17 protein-coding genes are annotated in these 16,723 nt (G+C 74.9%); 13 read left to right on the plus strand and 4 right to left on the minus strand.

Translation table 11 applies throughout. The features are described 5' to 3' along the window. Nucleotides 1-40 precede the first annotated feature (40 nt). From AB0H75_RS20470 to AB0H75_RS20485, 4 genes are read left to right on the plus strand one after another with little or no spacing between them, the layout of a single operon-like run. On the plus strand, nt 41-949 hold the full coding sequence (locus AB0H75_RS20470) for an ATP-binding cassette domain-containing protein (RefSeq protein ID WP_367798293.1): 909 nt from the start codon (nt 41-43) through the stop codon (nt 947-949). Then, on the plus strand, nt 946-1,755 hold the full coding sequence (locus tag AB0H75_RS20475; RefSeq protein WP_367798295.1) for an ABC transporter permease: 810 nt from the start codon (nt 946-948) through the stop codon (nt 1,753-1,755). The genes AB0H75_RS20470 and AB0H75_RS20475 overlap by 4 nt, the downstream gene beginning before the upstream one ends. A 9-nt stretch (nt 1,756-1,764) precedes the next feature. Beyond that, nucleotides 1,765-2,976, plus strand: coding sequence for a sensor histidine kinase (locus tag AB0H75_RS20480; RefSeq protein WP_367798297.1), 1,212 nt, complete (start codon nt 1,765-1,767; stop codon nt 2,974-2,976). Further along, nucleotides 2,967-3,611: a response regulator gene (locus AB0H75_RS20485; RefSeq protein ID WP_367798299.1), complete on the plus strand. Its 645-nt coding sequence runs from the start codon at nt 2,967-2,969 to the stop codon at nt 3,609-3,611. The genes AB0H75_RS20480 and AB0H75_RS20485 overlap by 10 nt, the downstream gene beginning before the upstream one ends. 3 nt (nt 3,612-3,614) lie before the next feature. On the opposite strand, the gene AB0H75_RS20490 is transcribed toward AB0H75_RS20485, so the two are convergent. Continuing rightward, nucleotides 3,615-4,319: a sulfotransferase family protein gene (locus AB0H75_RS20490; protein WP_367798301.1), complete on the minus strand. Its 705-nt coding sequence runs from the start codon at nt 4,317-4,319 to the stop codon at nt 3,615-3,617. A gap of 235 nt (nt 4,320-4,554) precedes the next feature. Here AB0H75_RS20490 and AB0H75_RS20495 point away from each other — a divergent pair, with 235 nt between their 5' ends. Beyond that, nucleotides 4,555-5,070, plus strand: coding sequence for a sensor histidine kinase (locus AB0H75_RS20495; protein ID WP_367798303.1), 516 nt, complete (start codon nt 4,555-4,557; stop codon nt 5,068-5,070). Here AB0H75_RS20495 and AB0H75_RS20500 read toward each other — a convergent pair. Continuing rightward, complete coding sequence (locus AB0H75_RS20500; RefSeq protein ID WP_367798304.1) at nt 4,982-6,265, minus strand: MFS transporter; 1,284 nt, start codon at nt 6,263-6,265, stop codon at nt 4,982-4,984. The genes AB0H75_RS20495 and AB0H75_RS20500 overlap by 89 nt on opposite strands. Before the next feature lie 63 nt (nt 6,266-6,328). Between AB0H75_RS20500 and AB0H75_RS20505 the strand changes: the two genes are divergently transcribed. Beyond that, nucleotides 6,329-7,336, plus strand: a complete 1,008-nt coding sequence (locus AB0H75_RS20505) for a LysR family transcriptional regulator (RefSeq protein ID WP_367798305.1) — start codon at nt 6,329-6,331, stop codon at nt 7,334-7,336. Between the two features lie 112 nt (nt 7,337-7,448). Beyond that, the gene (locus tag AB0H75_RS20510; RefSeq protein ID WP_367798307.1) at nt 7,449-7,862 is read left to right on the plus strand and encodes a hypothetical protein; all 414 of its coding nucleotides are present in this window, start codon (nt 7,449-7,451) and stop codon (nt 7,860-7,862) included. Here the strand turns inward: AB0H75_RS20510 and AB0H75_RS20515 are convergent. Both AB0H75_RS20515 and AB0H75_RS20520 read right to left on the minus strand, forming a co-directional pair. Then, nucleotides 7,834-9,351, minus strand: a complete 1,518-nt coding sequence (locus tag AB0H75_RS20515; protein ID WP_367798309.1) for an acyl-CoA synthetase — start codon at nt 9,349-9,351, stop codon at nt 7,834-7,836. The two genes, AB0H75_RS20510 and AB0H75_RS20515, sit on opposite strands and share 29 nt — an antisense overlap. 84 nt (nt 9,352-9,435) lie before the next feature. Next, nucleotides 9,436-10,395 carry an adenylate/guanylate cyclase domain-containing protein gene (locus tag AB0H75_RS20520; RefSeq protein ID WP_367798311.1) on the minus strand — a complete coding sequence of 320 codons (960 nt, stop codon included), beginning with the start codon at nt 10,393-10,395 and terminating at the stop codon, nt 9,436-9,438. Between the two features lie 186 nt (nt 10,396-10,581). On the opposite strand from AB0H75_RS20520, the gene AB0H75_RS20525 reads away from it, so the two are divergent. Genes AB0H75_RS20525 through AB0H75_RS20550 form a run of 6 tightly spaced genes read left to right on the plus strand, consistent with a single transcriptional unit; the run spans nt 10,582 to nt 16,714 of the window. Then, the gene (locus AB0H75_RS20525) at nt 10,582-12,090 is read left to right on the plus strand and encodes an ABC transporter substrate-binding protein (protein ID WP_367798313.1); all 1,509 of its coding nucleotides are present in this window, start codon (nt 10,582-10,584) and stop codon (nt 12,088-12,090) included. Between the two features lie 7 nt (nt 12,091-12,097). Beyond that, on the plus strand, nt 12,098-13,045 hold the full coding sequence (locus AB0H75_RS20530; protein ID WP_367798315.1) for an ABC transporter permease: 948 nt from the start codon (nt 12,098-12,100) through the stop codon (nt 13,043-13,045). After that, entirely contained in the window at nt 13,042-13,875 is an 834-nt protein-coding gene (locus tag AB0H75_RS20535; protein WP_367798317.1) for an ABC transporter permease, read from the plus strand. The genes AB0H75_RS20530 and AB0H75_RS20535 overlap by 4 nt, the downstream gene beginning before the upstream one ends. Beyond that, nucleotides 13,862-14,776 carry an ABC transporter ATP-binding protein gene (locus AB0H75_RS20540; protein WP_367798319.1) on the plus strand — a complete coding sequence of 305 codons (915 nt, stop codon included), beginning with the start codon at nt 13,862-13,864 and terminating at the stop codon, nt 14,774-14,776. The genes AB0H75_RS20535 and AB0H75_RS20540 overlap by 14 nt, the downstream gene beginning before the upstream one ends. Next, complete coding sequence (locus tag AB0H75_RS20545) at nt 14,745-15,545, plus strand: ATP-binding cassette domain-containing protein (protein WP_367798321.1); 801 nt, start codon at nt 14,745-14,747, stop codon at nt 15,543-15,545. The genes AB0H75_RS20540 and AB0H75_RS20545 overlap by 32 nt, the downstream gene beginning before the upstream one ends. Continuing rightward, entirely contained in the window at nt 15,542-16,714 is a 1,173-nt protein-coding gene (locus AB0H75_RS20550; RefSeq protein ID WP_367798323.1) for a M20 family metallopeptidase, read from the plus strand. Before AB0H75_RS20545 ends, AB0H75_RS20550 begins: the two co-directional genes overlap by 4 nt. The last annotated feature ends 9 nt before the right edge of the window (nt 16,715-16,723 follow it).

Here is a 16,723-nt window from a genome sequence, read left to right on the forward strand (position 1 = left end):
CCATGTCCGCCGCCCGCCCGGCCCCCTAGCGTGGGACGGCGTGATCAGCTTGAAAGGTTTGAGCAAGCGGTACGGTGACCGCCTGGCGCTCGACGACCTGACGCTCGACGTGCGCCCCGGCGCGGTGACGGGGTTCCTCGGGCCGAACGGCGCCGGCAAGTCCACCACGATGCGCCTGGTGCTGGGCCTGGACCGGCCCACGGCGGGGGCGGCCCTCATCGGCGGCGTCCCGTACCACCGGATCAGGAACCCGCTGCGCACGGTCGGCGCGCTGCTGGACGCGCGGGCGCTGCACCCGGGCCGCACCGGCCACGCCCACCTGGTGGCGCTGGCCCGCAGCAACGGCATCCCCCGCGGACGGGTGGAGGAGGTGCTGGAGTCCGTCGGCATGGCGGGCGCGGCACGCAGGCGGGCCGGGGCGCTGTCGCTGGGCATGAGCCAGCGGCTCGGCATCGCGGCGGCGCTGCTGGGCGATCCCGGGGTGCTGCTGTTCGACGAGCCGGTCAACGGGCTCGACCCGGACGGCGTGCGCTGGGTGCGCGGGCTGATGCGGTCGCTGGCCGCCGAGGGCCGGACCGTGCTCGTCTCCAGCCACCTGATGAGCGAGATGCAGCTCACCGCCGACCACCTGGTGGTGATCGGGCAGGGCCGGCTCATCGCCGACGCGCCGCTGGCGGAGGTCATCGCGGGCAGCTCGCTGACGGCGGTGGTCGTCCGCACCCCGCACGCCAGGGAGCTGGCCGCCCGGCTGCGCGCCGACGGGGTCGAGGTGACCAGGTCGGGCGAGAACGAGCTGGTCGCCACCGGCACGACCGCCGAGCGGGTGGGCGACCTGGCCCACGAGGCGGGCGTCAGGCTGCACGGGCTGCGGACGCGGGAGGCGTCCCTGGAGCAGGCCTACCACGAGCTGACCGAGCAAAGCGTCGAGTACGGGGCGGGAAGGGCATGAGCGTGCGGATCCTGTGGCAGGCCACGGCGGCCGAGTGGGGCAAGCTCTGGTCGGTGCGGTCCACGTGGTGGTGCCTGGCGGGGGCGTTCGCGCTCATGGTGCTCGCCGCCGTGACGCTCGGCGGCGCGTCGGTCACCGACGCCCTGCGCGCCGCCGAGGACGGCGGCCCGCCCGCCGCGCCGGTCGTGGCCAGCGAGGCGGCGGTCTCGGCGACGATATTCGCGCAGTTCGCCCTGGTGGCGCTGGCGATGCTGACGATCACCGCCGAGTACGCCTCCGGCTCCGTCCGCGTCACCCTCCAGGCCGTCCCGGTGCGCGGCGTCATGCTGGCGGCCAAGGCGCTGGTGCTGGCGCCCGTGATGGCGGTGGCGGGCGTGCTGTCCGGCGCGGTGGCGACGGCGGCGGTCCACGCGCTGCTGTCGATCGACGTGTTCGGCGGCCTGTCCGTCCTGCCGCCCGGCGAGGTGGCGCGGGACCTGCTCGGCGTCGGGGTCTTCTTCGCGCTGGTGTCGGTGCTGACCCTGGGCGCGGGCGCCGCCCTGCGCAGCGCGGCCGGGACGCTGACCGTCGTGTTCCTGCTGCTCCTGGGCCTGCCGCTGATGCTGCTGATGACCGGCAGCCCGGTGGCGGTGGCGGCGTCGCTGCGGATGCCGCTGTTCGCGGGGCTGGCGTTCATGGGCAGCACGGACAACCTGACCGGCGGGCCGCTGCCGTACTCGGCGGGGGAGGGCCTGGCCTGGCTGGTGGCCTGGACGGCGGCGGCGCTCGCGGCCGGCCACGCGGTCCTGCGCCGCCGCGACGCCTAGACTGCGCCCGTGTCAGTCGCAGCCGAACACCACCGCGCCGGGCCGGGCCCCCGGGTCGCGCGGGCGCTGACGGGGGTGCTCACCGGGGCGGTGCTCGGCGCCGCCGAGCTGGCCGCTCTCTGCCTGGCGTGGCCCGCCTCCCTCGTGCCCCCGTCCCTCGTCCCCGCGGCCCGGCCCGCCGCCGGGCGGCTCGTCGGCCGGCTGACCCGGCTGGAGCGGGCCAGGCTCGCCCGCTGGTACGGCCACGAGAGCGCGGGGGAGGGCGGCGGGCCCGGCTTCCTCGCCGCGCGGGCCGCGCTGGGCCTGCTCGCCGGGTACCTCTGCGCCTCGGCCCTGTTCCTGACCGTCCTGCTGCTGCTCGGCGGGTTGTGGGACCTCGCGTGGGGCGGCTCGGAGCCGGTGCCGGTCACCCTGCCCGGCGTGCGGATCGTCACCAGCAGCGGCGTGCTCGGACTGACCGGCGGCCTGGCCATGCTGAGCGTGACCGTGGCGCTGATCCTGGCCGCCGCCGCGCTCGAACGCCGCCTGGCCGCGCGCTTCCTCGGCCCCGGCCCCGAGGAGCGCCTGCGCCTGCGCATCGCCGAGCTGACCGCGACCCGCTCCGGCATCGTCAGGGCCGTGGACGACGAGCGCCGCCGCATCGAGCGCGACCTGCACGACGGCGTCCAGCAGCGCGGCGTCGCCCTGGCCATGCTGCTCGGCCGCGCCCGCCACCTCGCGGCGAGCGCGGAGCAGGACGCCCGCCACCGCGTCAGCGGGCTGGTCGACCAGGCGTACGCCGAGTCGCGCCAGCTCCTCGACGAGCTGCGCAGCGTGGCCTGGCGGGTCTACCCGACCGCCCTGGACGAGCTGGGCCTGCGCGCCGCGCTCGACGGGGCCGCCGAGCGGTCCGGCGTGCCGGTCACCGTCCACTACGGCCTGGCCGGGCGGCCGGCGTCCGAGATCGAGACCGCGCTGTACTTCGTGGCCCGCGAGGCGATCACCAACGCGGTCAAGCACGCCGGCGCCCGTGACATCCTGGTCGTGCTGAGCGAGGACGAGCGGACGGTGAGCGTGGCCATCTCGGACGACGGCAGGGGCGGGGCCGACCCGGCGGGCGGCGGCCTGTCCGGCCTGGCCCGGCGGGTGCTGGCGCTGGACGGCGCCTTCGCCGTGCACAGCCCGCCCGGCGGCCCCACGAGGATCACCGCCACCCTGCCGAAGGCGCCGCCGTGCGGGTGATCCTCGCCGACGACTCCGTGCTGCTGCGCGAGGGGCTGACGCGGCTGCTGGAGGAGGCCGGGCACGAGGTGGCCGCCGCGGTCGCCGACGCGCCCGCCCTGCTCGACGCGGTCGAGCGGCACCGTCCCGACGTGGCGGTGATCGACGTGCGGATGCCGCCCACCCACCGCGACGAGGGGCTGCGGGCGGCGCTGGAGATCCGCGAGCGCCGCCCTGAGGTGGGCGTGCTGGTCCTGTCCCAGTACGTCGAGCAGCACTCCGCCGCCAGGCTCCTGGCCGGCTCCACCGAGGGGCTGGGCTACCTGCTGAAGGACCGCATCTCGGAGGTGGCCGAGTTCCTGGGCTCGCTGGAGCGGGTGCACGCGGGCGGCACGGCGCTCGACCCGGAGGTCGTCCGGCAGCTCATGGCCCGCACCACCCGCGCCGACCCGCTGGCCCGGCTCAGCCCGCGCGAGGCGGAGGTGCTGCGCCACCTCGCCCAGGGCCTGACCAACGCCGCCGTCGCCGAGCGCCTGCACGTCTCGCTCAGCACCGTCGAGAAGCACGTCAACGCCGTCATGGACAAGCTCGACCTGCCCCGCGACCCGGGCTACAGCCGCCGGGTGCTGGCGATCCTGCGCTACCTCGGCGGCTGAGCCTCACTCCGGCAGGAAGGAGGGGGAGTCGAACGTGCCCTTCCCCCACAGCCTGTCCAGGGTGGCCCGCAGCGACGCGGCGTCGTTGAGGTGCGGGAACCTCTCGCCCTCCGGCACGTCCACCTCCAGGAACCGGCACAGCGGCTCCCACCCCTCCCGGACGTCGAACACCAGCAGCCGCTCCGGCGGCAGGCCCTCGCGCACCTGCGCCACGTGCCGCTCGAACGCCGCCACGGCCGCCTCCTCGTCCGGCAGCCCCTCACGGAAGACCCGGGCGCTGCCGAACACGGCCGCGGTGATGTGGTCGAGCACCGGCCGCAGCCGCAGCATCCCGTGCAGCATGACGGCCTCCTCCGGCGGCTCCTCCGCCGACATCCGGGCCGGGCCGCCGGCGATGAGCGTCTGCATGCTGATGTACCAGTCGCGCGGGTCCCGCACGGTGAGGACGACCTTCGCCTCCGGGTACGCCCGCGCCTGCTCCCGCCACCAGAAGGAGGCGGGCCAGTCCTGGGTGGAGCGGAAACCCTCGAACACGTGCTCCCAGTCCGCGTCGCCGCCGCCCGCCAGGGGCAGCCAGCGGTCCACGCGGGCCGGGTTCGTCATGATGTCCACCATGTGGTGGCAGGGCCCGAAGCCGAGCCGCTCCAGGGCCGCCTTCATCGAGCTGGTGCCGGTGCGCGGAAACCCCGCGCCTATCACCGTCAGCACGTCACGCCTCCAGGGGGCGAAGATGTCGAGTCCGGCTGGTCGCCGTCCGTCTTTCCTGTGACGAGAGCTGTTCCTTCCGATCTTCGCCGAGACCGGCCGCTTCGCCAAGCCTCTCCGCTCTGCTCGGGTGGACGGCGGCTCAACGGGTCCTCAACATCCTCCTCCGCACACTGGTCCCTGTCCCGCCCGAGCGGGGAGGGGCGTCGAGGGGGTCACGATGGTCGAGGGGGTCACGATGAACGACACCGTGGGGATCGGACCGGCGGAGGCCGGGGCGGCCGCGGCCGGGCTCGCGGAGGAGCTGCGGGCATGCCTGGACCGGTGGTCGGCGCGCACCGGCATCCGCGCCGAGACGTGGGCCCTGCCGGCGGGCGAGGTGCCGCCGCGGGTCGCGCGGGCGGTGCTGACCGCGCTGCGCGAGGCGCTGGAGAACGTCGAGCGGCACAGCGGCGCCGCCACCGTGTCGGTCGCCGTGACCGCCGGCGACGGCGGCCTGCGCATGACCGTCAGCGACGACGGGCGCGGCCTGCCGTCCGGCTCCCGGTCCGGGTCCGGGTCCGATGGCTTCGCGGGCGGGCGGGGGACGGCCGCCATGCGGGCGGCGTTCGCCGAGACCGGCGGCACGCTCACGGTGCACGGGGTGCCCGACCAGGGCACGACCGTCACCGGCGTGGTGCGCTGGAGCGGCCCGCGCCGCCGGTCCGGCCGCCGGTCCGGCCGTCGGTTCGGCCGTCGGTCCGGCCGCTCGTGAGGACGGCGAGCGCGGCCAGCAGGAGCCAGGCCGTGGTCAGGGCGATCAGCCAGGGCCAGCCCGCGTGGCCGTACACGACGGCGCCCGCCGTGCCGCCCGCGCCGCTGCCCAGGTAGTAGCAGAGGGTGTAGAGGCCCGCGGCCCGGCCCCGGGTGCGGGGGGTGGCCTGCGCGGTGACCCAGGCGTTGGCGACGGCGTGCGCGGCGAAGAACCCGGCGGTCAGCACGGCGAACCCCGCCGCGACCACCGGCAGCGCCGGGTGCAGGGTCAGCGCGGAGCCGGCGACGGTGACCAGCAGCGCCGCCACCACGGCCGCCGTCCGCCCGAACCGCTCCGCCAGCCGCCCGGCCGCCGCCGACGACGCCGTCCCGGTGGCGTAGGACAGGAAGACGAGGGACGCGGCCGCCGGGGCCAGCGACAGCGGCGGCGCCGCCAGGCGGAACCCGGCCGCGTTGTACAGGGCCACGAACGCCCCCATGGCCAGCGCCCCCACGGCACACGGCACCCACACCCCGCCGCCGAGCCGCCCCCGGCCCGGGACCGCGGCCGGTCCAGCCGCGGCCCCGCCGCCGTGCCCGTCCTCGGGCGCGTCCTGGGTTCCGTCCTTCGGCAGCGTGCGGGCCGCGAACAGGGCGCACGCCAGCGCGACGGCGGCCACCACGGCCAGGGAGCCGTGCCAGCCCAGCGGTCCGGCGGCGAAGCCGGTGCCGAGGCGGCCGAGCATGCCGCCCACCGAGTTCCCGGCGATCATCGCGCCCACGGCCGCGGCCAGCCGCTTCGTCCCCAGCTCGTCCGCCAGGTACGCCGCCGCCACCCCCGCGAACCCGGCGATCGCCACCCCCTGCACGGCCCGCATGGCGAGCAGCACCGGGAAGGCCGGCGCGAGCGGCAGCAGCAGCCCGATGACCGCCGACACCAGCACCGACCACACGATCACCCGCCGCCGCCCGACCCGCTCGGCCAGCGCCGCGACCGGCAGCACGCCCACCGCGAGCGCCCCGGTGGCCACGCCGACGGCCAGCGACGCGCTACCGGGGTCCAGCCGGTACGCCTCGGCGAGCTGCGGGAGCACGGGCTGCGGCGCGTACAACAACGCGAAGGACGACAGCCCGCCCGCCGCGACGGCCGCGCTGACCCGCCGCGCACCGCCGCGCGCCACGACGCCGGGAGGAGCCTGCTGAGCTTGGAGAACCACGCCCTCAACGCTAAGCAAAGCTAATAAATGCGTCCAATACCGCTGTCTGCCATGATTCATACGGTGACGTATGAATCGCCCGAGCTGGACGACGACCGGCTGGCCGCCCGCCTCGCGCCCGCCCTCGCCCTGCTGGCCGCCGTCGGCGAGACCGGCCACGTGACGCGCGCCGCCGAGCTGCTGGGCGTCCCGCAGCCCACCGCCAGCCGCCGCCTGGCCGCGCTGTCGGAGCTGGTGGGCGCGCCGCTGGCGGTGCCGTCCGGCCGGGGCATCCGGCTGACCAGGGCGGGCCGCACGCTGGCCGCCGCCTCGGGACGCGCGCTGGCGGCCGTCGCCGCGGCCGCCCGCGAGGTGCGCGAGGAGATCGACCCGGCCAGCGGCCGCGTCGTCCTCGGCTTCCTGCACCTGCTCGGCCGCACGCTCGTCCCGTCGCTGATCCGCTCCTTCCGCGAGCGCAACCCGGGCGTGCGCTTCAGCCTGGCGCAGGGCTCGCGCCAGGACATGCTGCGCTCCCTGCGGGAGGGCGGGATCGACCTGGTCTTCGTCGCCCCCATGCCGCTCGGCGACCCGGACCTCGACAGCAGGCCGCTCGCCGACCAGGAGCTGGTGCTGTCCGTGCCGCCCGGCCACCGGCTGGCCGGGCGGGCGCGGGTGCGGGCGGCGGAGCTGGAGGGGGAGGAGCTGGTGACGCTGGAGCACGGGTACGGGCTGCGGCAGATCACCGACGACCTGTGCGCGGCGGCCGGGTTCGAGCCGCGCATCGCCTTCGAGGGGCAGGAGTCGGAGACCGTACGCGGGCTGGTGGCGGCGGGCCTGGGCGTGGCCATCCTGCCCCGCACCGACCCCGGCCCGGCCCCGTCCGGTGCCGGTGTCGTGGACATCCCCCTGTCGCCGCCGCTGTTCCGGACGATCGGGATGAGCTGGCCGGCCGGCGGGCGGCTGACCCCGGCCGCCCGCGCCTTCCGCGACCACGCCTGCACGGCCGCCGTGAGCCTCGGCCCCGGCTTCCGCCCGCCCGCCGGCGGTCCCGGCCACCTGGCGAGCACGTCAGACTGGGCCCATGACGCATGACGCCTCCACGACGCGCGCCCCCCTGACACCCGGCCCGGTGAAGCCCGCCCCCTCGACGTCCGCCCCCATGACACCTGACCCTGCGGCGGCCGTCCCTGTGGCGTCTGTCCCTGTGGCGTCCGTCCCTGCGGCGGCCACCCCCGTGGCGGCCGGTCCGGTGGTGGCCGATGGGGACGCGGGGATGCCGGGGTCGCTGGCGCGGGTGCTCGCCGAGGTGGCCGCCGAGCGGGTCGCGCAGGACGTGCGGTTCGGCGTCCAGGAGCTGCCCGACGGCACCGGCGGCGAGGACGCGGCGGCCCGGGCCGGCGCCGCGCGGGACGAGACCGACGCGGCGGACCGCGCCGGCGCGCTGACCTGGCGGCACATCCTGGCCGAGGAGGTGCTGGAGGCGTTCGCCGAGACCGGCGGCGAGCACCTGCGCACCGAGCTGGTCCAGGTCGCGGCGGTGGCCGTGAAGTGGATCCAGGCCCTCGACCGCCGCCCGGGGGCCGAGCCGGTCAGGACGACCCGCGCAGCTCCCGCTTGAGCACCTTGCCCGAGGCGTTCTTGGGCAGCGCGGCCACGAACGTCACCCGCTTGGGCGTCTTGAACGGCGCCAGCCGCGCCCGCAGGAACCCGATCAGCTCCTCCTCGGTCAGCGCGGCCCCCTCGCGCAGCACCACGGCGGCCGTCACCGCCTCGATCCACCGCTCGTCCGGCACCCCGAACACGGCCGCCTCGGCCACCGCCGGATGCTGGTAGATCGCCTCCTCCACCTCCCGGCTGGCCACGTTCTCGCCACCGGTCTTGATCATGTCCTTCTTGCGGTCCACCACCGACAGGTAGCCGTCGGCGTCCATGACGCCCAGGTCGCCGCTGTGGAACCAGCCGCCGCGGAACGCCTCGGCGGTCTTGTCCGGGTCGTTCCAGTAGCCGAGCATGGCGTGCGGGCTGCGGTGCACGATCTCGCCGACCACGCCGGGCGGCACCGGCCGGTCCTGGTCGTCGACGATGCGGGTCTCGACGTTGAGCGCGGGCCGGCCGGCCGAGCCGAGCCGGGTGAGCTGCTCGTCCGGTCCGAGGATCGTGGCGACCGGCGCCATCTCGGTCTGGCCGTAGAAGTTGAACAGCCGCACCTCGGGCAGCCGCGCCGCGATCTCCTTCAGCACCTCCACCGGCATGATCGAGGCGCCGTAGTAGCCCTTGCGCAGCGACGACAGGTCGCGCCGGTCGAAGTCGGGGTGGCGCAGCAGGCCGATCCAGACCGTCGGCGGGCAGAACAGCTTGGTGGCCCGCTCGGCCTCGACGGCGGCCAGGATCGCGCCCGGGTCGGCGCCGGGCAGCACGATGTTGGTGGCGCCCAGGTAGACGCCGGGCGTCAGGAAGCAGTGGAGCTGGGCGCAGTGGTAGAGCGGCAGCGCGTGCACCTCGACGTCGTCGTGGGTCATCTGGCCGTCGATCACGCACGTCACGTACTGGGCGATGAGGCTGCGGCTGGACAGCGTCGCGCCCTTGGGCCGCGACTCGGTGCCGCTGGTGTACATGAGCTGGATCGGGTCGTCGTCGGCGATCTCGGCGCGCGGCTCGGCGTCGTCGCCGTGCGCGGCCCACTCCACGAAGGGCTCCCATCCCTCGTACGCGCCGATCACCCCGCGCACCCGTACCCGGCCGGTCGCAGCCGCCGCGGCCACCGGCGCCAGCGCCTCCTCCACCAGCAGGCCGGTCGCGCCGGAGTGCTCCAGGATGTAGCCGACCTCGCCGGCCCCCAGCATGAAGTTGATCGGTACGGAGATCGCCCCCAGCCGGGCCAGGGCGAAGAACGCCACCACGAACGCGTCGTTGTTGTGGCTGAGGACGGCGAAGCGGTCGCCCTTGCCCACGCCGCGCGCCGCCAGGGCGTTGGCCACCCGGTTCACCGTACGGTCGAGGTCGGCGTAGCTCAGCCGCAGGTCGCCGTGGACGAGCGCGGTCTTGGCGGGGTAACGGGCGGCCGAGCGCCGCAGCAGGTCACCGATCGCATGCTGACGAGTGGTCAAGGGGCACCCCTCACTGCACAGAATGACGTTCGGTGATCCTAACCCGCCAGACCCGCCCTCCGCTGCCCTCGCGCGGCCTGCCGCTCAGCTCGTGCCGCGCAGCACCGTGAACGGTGCCAGCTCGCCCAGCCCCCGCACCGACAGCCGGTTGACCTCCCGCAGCAGGAAGGCCCGGTCGTCCTCCAGCTCCCCGGCCAGCTCGGGATCGGCGAGGATCGTTCCAGGCAGCGACAGCGCGGTCAGCCGGCTGGCCAGGTTGACCGTCGTGCCGAACACGTCGCCCATCCGCCAGATCACCGGCCCCGAGGCCAGCCCCACCCGCAGCTCGGGCATCCCCTTCGCCCGCGGCGTCTCCACCAGCCGCAACGCGATCTCGGCCGCCACGTGCGCCTTGTCGGCCACGAACAGCACCGAGTCGCCCAGCGTCTTGATCACCCGCCCGCCGGTGGAGGTGACGATGTCGGCCGAGCGGCCCTCGAACCTGTCGATCAGCCGGGCCAGCTCGCTGCCGGTGATCTGCCGGCTCAGCCGGGTGAACGCCACCAGGTCGGCGAAGCCCACCGACAGCCGCACCGCGCTCATGTCCTGCTCGGCGATGCGCCCGGCGGCCGCGGCGAGCTGTCGCCGCCAGGCGTAGACCAGCAGCCGCGCCAGGTCCGGCACCACCTTCTCGGCCCGCCGCCGCCAGGCCCGCGGCCGGTCGGCGAGCGGCACCCCGGCCTGGTCCAGCGCCTCCACGCCCAGCTCGGCCTGCGACTCGGCCAGCCGCGAGGTGGCCTGGCCCAGGGCGCGGGCCATCAGCAGCACGTGCTCCTCGTCGTAGACGCCGGAGCTGACCATGCCGATCATCGTCCGCAGCGCCTCGACGTCGGAGTCGGTGAACTCGACGGCGTCGTCGGCCACGTTCGCGAAGCCGAGGGCACGCCAGAAGCGCCGCGCGCGATAGACCGGGACCCCCGCCATCTCGGCGACCTGGTGGCTGGTGTATCGGCGCGGCTCGCGCAGAAACGCTTCCGTCAGCCCGTCCCCATCCACGCGCGTCACGGGGGAAACATAACACTATGTGGGGCAAATCACTCCAGAAGTTTCCGGAGGAGACCCGTCCACCGGCATGTCCACCGGCATGTCCACCGGCATGTCCCGCACGGGGTGGAGCGCCCGCTCCCGGCGATCGGCGGTGTGCGTAGGCTTGCTGCTCCGATCAGTACACTAGCCAGGAGGCTGGAGGACATGAGGCGCATCGGGATCTGGGTCGCCGCGGGCGCTCTCCTGCTGGGCGCGGCCGCCTGCGGCGGCGGCCCGGAAGGCGGGCCGGGCGGCACGGGGAGCACGGGAGGCGCGGCCAGGGCCGGGGCGTTGTCGGTCGGCGCCGTCGCCGAGCCGGCCAACCTCGACTTCACCTCCACCGAGGGCGCCGCCATTCCGCAGGCGCTGCTCGTCAACGTCTACGAGGGCCTGGTCAAGCTCGACCAGGACGGCCAGATCGTCCCGCTGCTGGCGGAGAAGTGGGACGTATCCGCCGACCGCAGGACCTACACCTTCACCCTGCGCAAGGGCGTGACGTTCAGCAGCGGCGCCCCGTTCACGGCCGACGACGTGGTCTTCTCCCTCGACCGGGTCAGGACCGACTGGAAGCTCAAGATCAAGAGCCAGCTCGACGTCGTGGACAAGGTCGAGAAGAAGGACGACGCCACCGCCGTCGTCACGCTCAAGCGCCCCAGCAACGGCTTCCTGTACGCGATGGCCACCAGGCTCGGCGCGATGTTCAGCCGCACCGGCGTCGCCGACCTGCCCAACAAGCCCGTCGGCACCGGCCCGTACGTGCTCGGCGCGTGGCGGCGCGGCGACTCGCTCCGGCTCGACGCCAACCCCTCCTACTGGGGGACGAAACCGGCGCTGTCCTCGATCACGCTCAAGTACTTCAAGGACGCCACGGCGATGAACAACGCGCTGCTGACCGGCGGCATCGACGTCATCTCCAGCGTCCAGGCGCCCGAGTCGCTGCGGCAGTTCGCCGACCCCGGCCGCTTCCAGGTCATCGAGGGCACCACCAACGGCGAGGTCGTGCTGTCGATGAACAACGCCCGCCCGCCCTTCGACGACAAGAGGGTCCGCCAGGCCGTCCGGCACGCCATCGACCACAAGGCGCTGCTGGAGACCGCCTGGGCCGGGCGCGGCCAGCTCATCGGCTCGATGGTGCCGCCCACCGACCCCTGGTACGAGGACCGCACCGGCGACTACCCCTACGACCCGGCCAAGGCCAAGGAGCTGCTCGGCGGCAGGACCTACACCGTCAAGATGCGCATCCCCAACCTGCCGTACGCGGTGGCGAGCGCCCAGGTCGTCAAGTCGCAGCTCGCGCAGGTGGGCATCACGGCCGACATCGAGCCGCTGGAGTTCCCCGCCCGCTGGCTGGACCAGGTGTTCACCAAGGGCGACTACGACCTGTCCATCATCAACCACGTCGAGCCCCGCGACATGGGCATCTTCGCCGACAAGTCGTACTACTTCCATTACGACAACCCGGAGTTCGGCAAGCTCCTCGCCGCCGCCGACGAGGGCACCGAGCAGCAGCAGACCGACGCCCTCAAACGGGCCGCCAAGCTGCTGTCCGACGACGCCGCCGCCGACTGGCTGTTCCTGTTCCCCAACCTGATCGTGGCGAAGAAGGGCGTCACCGGCCTGCCGAAGAACGGCATCGCGGAGTCCTTCGACTTCACCGCGCTCGCCAAGCAGTGACCCCGGCATGACGCTCTACCTGGTCAAGCGCCTGGCGGTGCTGGTGGCGAGCACCGCCGTGGCCGGGGTCGTGGTCTTCGCGTTCATGGCGCTGCTGCCCGGCGACCCGGCCGAGATCGCCCTCGGCGTCAACGCCACCCCGGAGGCCGTCGCCCGGCTGCGCGAGCAGTTCGGCACCGACCGGCCGCCGCTCGCGCAGTTCCTCGACTGGTTCGGCGGGCTGGCCCGCGGCGACTTCGGCACCTCCTACGTCACCAGCGCCCCCATCGGGCCGCAGATCTCCGACCGGCTCGGCGTCACCGCCGTGCTCGTGCTCGGCGGCATGGTCGTGGCGCTGCTCGTCGCGGTGCCGCTGGGCACGTTCGCCGCCGTCCACCACCGCGACCCGCTCGGTGCCGCCGTCAGCGCCGTCAGCCAGGCCGGCATCGCCGTCCCGGCGTTCCTGGCCGGCATCCTGCTGGTGTTCGTCTTCGCGGTGCGGGCCCAGGTGCTGCCCTCCGGCGGGTACGTGCCGCTCGCCGACGACCCGGGGGAGTGGCTGCGGAGCCTGCTGCTGCCCTGGCTGTCGCTCGGACTGGTCCAGGGCGCGGTGCTGACCCGCTACGTGCGCAGCGCCGTCCTCGACGTCATGCGCGAGGACTACCTGCGCACCGCCCGCGCCAAGGGCCGCGGCAGCACCGGCGCGCTGTGGCGGCACGGCCTGCGCAACGCCGCCGTCCCGGTCGTCACCGTGCTCGGGCTCCAGCTCGCCACGCTGCTGGTCGGGGCGGTCGTGGTCGAGCGGGTGTTCGTCATCCCCGGCCTCGGCGACCTGCTGCTCAACGGGGTGGCCGGACGGGACCTGCTGCTCGTGCAGGGCGTGGTGATGGTGCTGGTGACGGCCGTCCTGCTGATCAACTTCCTGGTGGACGTCGCCTACCACCTGCTCGACCCCCGCCTGCGGGGGCCGCGATGAGGGGGCGGCTCAACGCCGGGCTGGTCGCCGGCGGGGTGCTCGTCGGGCTGGTGGTGCTGGCCGCGCTGGTGTCGTTCGTGTGGACGCCGCACGACCCCACGCTCGTGGACGCCGCCCGCAAGCTGCGCGAGCCCGGCGGCGGCTACCTCCTCGGCGCCGACAAGTTCGGCCGCGACACGCTCAGCCAGCTCATGGTCGGCGCCCGCACCACCCTCTACGTCGGCATCGTGGCGGTCGGCATCGCCGCCCTGCTCGGCACCCCGCTCGGCGTGCTGGCCGGGATGACCCGGCAGGGCTGGCTGGCGGAGCTGGTCATGCGGGTCAACGACCTCGTCTTCGCCTTCCCCGCGCTGCTGCTGGCCGTCATGCTCGGCGCGGTCTACGGGGCCGGCACGCTCACCGCGATGATCGCGATCGGGGTGGCCACCGTGCCCGCCTTCGCCCGGGTGGCGCGCGCCGCCACGCTCCAGGTCATGGTCACCGACTACGTCCTGGCCGCCCGCGCGGCCGGCCGCCGGGGCGGTGCCATCGCGCTGCGGCACGTGTTGCCCAACATCGGCTCGGTGCTCATCGTCCAGGCGTCGGTGTCGTTCGCCATCGCCATCCTGGCCGAGGCGGCCCTGTCGTTCCTCGGCTTCGGCACCCGCCCGCCGACCCCCTCGTGGGGGCGGATGTTGCAGGAGTCGCAGGAGCTGCTGTTCTCCACCCCGCGCCTGGCGTTGTGGCCCGGCCTGGCCATCGCGCTGGCCGTGCTCGGCTTCAACCTGCTCGGCGACGGGCTGCGCGACTTCCTCGACCCCAAGCTCAGGAGGATCGGTGCTGAAGGTTGACGGGCTCAGCGTGCGGGCGGGCTCCGTCGAGCTGGTGCGCGAGGTGTCCTTCGCCGTCGGGCCCGGCGAGCGGGTCGGGCTCATCGGCGAGTCCGGCTCCGGCAAGTCGCTGACCGCGCTGTCGCTCATGGGCCTGCTGCCCGAGGGCGTCACCGCCGCCGGGCGCGCCACGCTCGGCGACCGCGACCTGGTGGGCGTGCCGGAAGGGCGGCTCAAGCGGCTGCGCGGCCGGGAGCTGTCGATGGTCTTCCAGGAGCCCATGACCGCGCTCAACCCGCTCATGCGGGTCGGCACCCAGGTCGCCGAGGCCATGACCCTGCACGGCCGGGGCCGCCGCGAGGCCCGCGCCCGCGCCGTCGAGCTGCTGGAACGGGTCCGGCTGCCCGAGCCCAGGCAGCTCGCCCGCGCCTTCCCCCACCAGCTCTCCGGCGGGCAGCGCCAGCGCGTCATGCTCGCCATCGCGCTGGCCAACGAGCCCGGCCTGCTCATCTGCGACGAGCCCACCACCGCGCTCGACGTCACCGTGCAGAAGCAGATGCTCGGCCTGATCGCCGAGGTCGCGCCCGCGCTGCTGTTCATCACCCATGACCTCGCCGTGGTCGCCTCCGTCTGCGAGCGGGTCCTGGTCATGTACGGCGGCCGGATCGTCGAGTCCGGCGCCGTCCGCGAGGTGTTCACCCGCCCCCGCCACCGCTACACCGAGGGCCTGCTGGCCGCCTCCCGCCTCACCCCGCGCGGCACCCGCCTGCCCACCATCCGGGGCGGCGTCCCGGCCGCCGGGCACTTCCCGGACGGCTGCGTGTTCCGCAACCGCTGCCCGCACGCCGACGACCGGTGCGAGAGCGCCCCGGAGCTGACAGGAGACGGCCATGCCCACGCGTGCTGGCACCCCGCTGATTGAGGTCCGCGACCTCGGCCGCGTCTACCGCCGTCCCCGCACCTCCCTGCTGCGGCCGGGCGCGGCCGTCCACGCGCTGCGCGGGGTCTCGCTCACCGTCCACCAGGGCGAGCGGTACGGCATCGTCGGCGAGTCCGGCTCCGGCAAGTCCACGCTGCTGCGCCTGCTGTGCGCCCTCGACCGGCCCACGACCGGCACCGTCACCTTCGACGGGCGGCCCGTCACCGGCCGCCCCGAGCGGGAGCTGCGCTTCCTGCGCGAGAACCTGCAGGTCGTCTTCCAGGACCCGATGAGCTCCCTCGACCCGCGCATGCGGGTGCGCGACCTGGTCGCCGAGCCGCTCGTCGCCCTCGGCCTGCCGGTCGGCGGGCGGGTCGCCGAGCTGCTGGACGCGGTCGGCCTGCCCGCCGGCGCCGCCGGCCGCTACTCGCACCAGTTCTCCGGCGGGCAGCGCCAGCGCATCGCCATCGCCCGCGCCCTCGCCCCCCGCCCGAAGGTGCTGGTCGCCGACGAGCCCGTCAGCGCCCTGGACGTCTCCGTGCGCGGGCAGATACTCAACCTGCTGGCCGATCTCGCCGACGAGCTCGGGCTGACGCTGGTGTTCGTCTCGCACGACCTGTCCGTCGTCCGGCACGTGTGCGAGACGGTCGCGGTCATGCACCAGGGCGAGATCGTCGAGACCGGGCCGGTGGACGACGTGTGGGCCGCGCCCGCGCACCCCTACACGCGGGCGCTGCTGGAGGCCGTACCGACGCTGGAGGGACTGCTGTGATCGACGTGGACGCCGACGGAGTGGTGGAGTTCACCCGGGAGCTGGTGCGCGTCCCCAGCACCAACGACCCCGGGCGGCGCGAGCGGGCCGCCGCCGAGCTGGTGGCGGCCAGGATGCGCGCGTGGGGCTGGGAGCCCGCCTGGTACGAGGTCGAGCCCGACCGGCCGAACGTGGTCGCCGTCGTGGAGGGCGGGGGCGGGGACGGGCCGACCCTGATGTTCGAGGGCCACACGGACGTCGTCACCGAGGGCGACCTGTCGGAGTGGAGCGTGGACCCGTTCGGCGGCGAGATCCGCGACGGCAGGTTATGGGGGCGGGGCAGCGCCGACATGAAGTCCGGCCTGGCCGCCACCCTGTACGCCACCCGCGCCCTCCAGCTCGCCGGGCCGTTCCCCGGCCGGATCAAGGTGTGCGCGCTGGCCGACGAGGAAGGGCTGATGATCGGCGCCCACCACTTCGTCGCCGAGGGGCTGGCCGCCGACGTGGACGGCGCCATCGTGGCCGAGCCCGAGGCCGGCGAGATCTGCGCCGTCGCCAAGGGCGCGCTGCGGCTGCGCGTGGACCTGACCGGCAGGATGGCCCACGGCGCGATGCCCGGGCACGGCCGCAACCCCGTCGCGGCCGTCGGCCCGCTGCTCGTCGGGCTCCGGGAACTCCAGGACGAGCTGCAACGGCGCCACCCCGCCCACGAGCACCTGGGCGAGGTGTACGTCACGCCGACCGTGCTGCGGGCCGGCGCGCCCGAGCAGGTCAACGTCATCCCGGCCACCGCCTCCGTCTTCGTGGACGTGCGCACGCTGCCCGGCGTCGAGCACAAGGACCTCACCGGCCGGGTGGCCGCGCTCGCCGCCCGCGACGGGATCACCGCCGAGGTGTCGGTACTGGTGGACCGGCCGCCCGTGGACGTGCCGCCGTCCGAGCCGGTGGTGGCCGCGCTGGCCGCCGCCCACCGGGCGGTCACCGGGGAGGAGCCGGTGTACGGCGGGGTGCCGGGCTCGACCGACGGCACCGTGCTCACGCACTGGGGCGGGGTCCCGTCGGTGGTGTACGGGCCGGGCGGCAAGTGGATCGCGCACCAGGCGGACGAGTACGTCGAGATCGAGGAGATCGTGCGCTGCACCCGCGTCTTCGCCGAGGCGGCGCGGCGCTTCCTGACGGGCGACTACTGACGCCGCGGC

It is taken from the genome of Nonomuraea sp. NPDC050783 (assembly GCF_040802095.1).
Lineage (GTDB): Bacteria > Actinomycetota > Actinomycetes > Streptosporangiales > Streptosporangiaceae > Nonomuraea.

What these genes read in the sequence shown, in the direction of transcription:
- AB0H75_RS20475 (WP_367798295.1), top strand. Translation starts at nt 946, where the DNA reads ATGAGCGTGCGGATCCTGTGGCAGGCCACGGCGGCCGAGTGGGGCAAG.
- AB0H75_RS20495 (WP_367798303.1), top strand. Translation starts at nt 4,555, where the DNA reads ATGAACGACACCGTGGGGATCGGACCGGCGGAGGCCGGGGCGGCCGCG.
- AB0H75_RS20525 (WP_367798313.1), top strand. Translation starts at nt 10,582, where the DNA reads ATGAGGCGCATCGGGATCTGGGTCGCCGCGGGCGCTCTCCTGCTGGGC.
- AB0H75_RS20530 (WP_367798315.1), top strand. Translation starts at nt 12,098, where the DNA reads ATGACGCTCTACCTGGTCAAGCGCCTGGCGGTGCTGGTGGCGAGCACC.
- AB0H75_RS20535 (WP_367798317.1), top strand. Translation starts at nt 13,042, where the DNA reads ATGAGGGGGCGGCTCAACGCCGGGCTGGTCGCCGGCGGGGTGCTCGTC.
- AB0H75_RS20545 (WP_367798321.1), top strand. Translation starts at nt 14,745, where the DNA reads ATGCCCACGCGTGCTGGCACCCCGCTGATTGAGGTCCGCGACCTCGGC.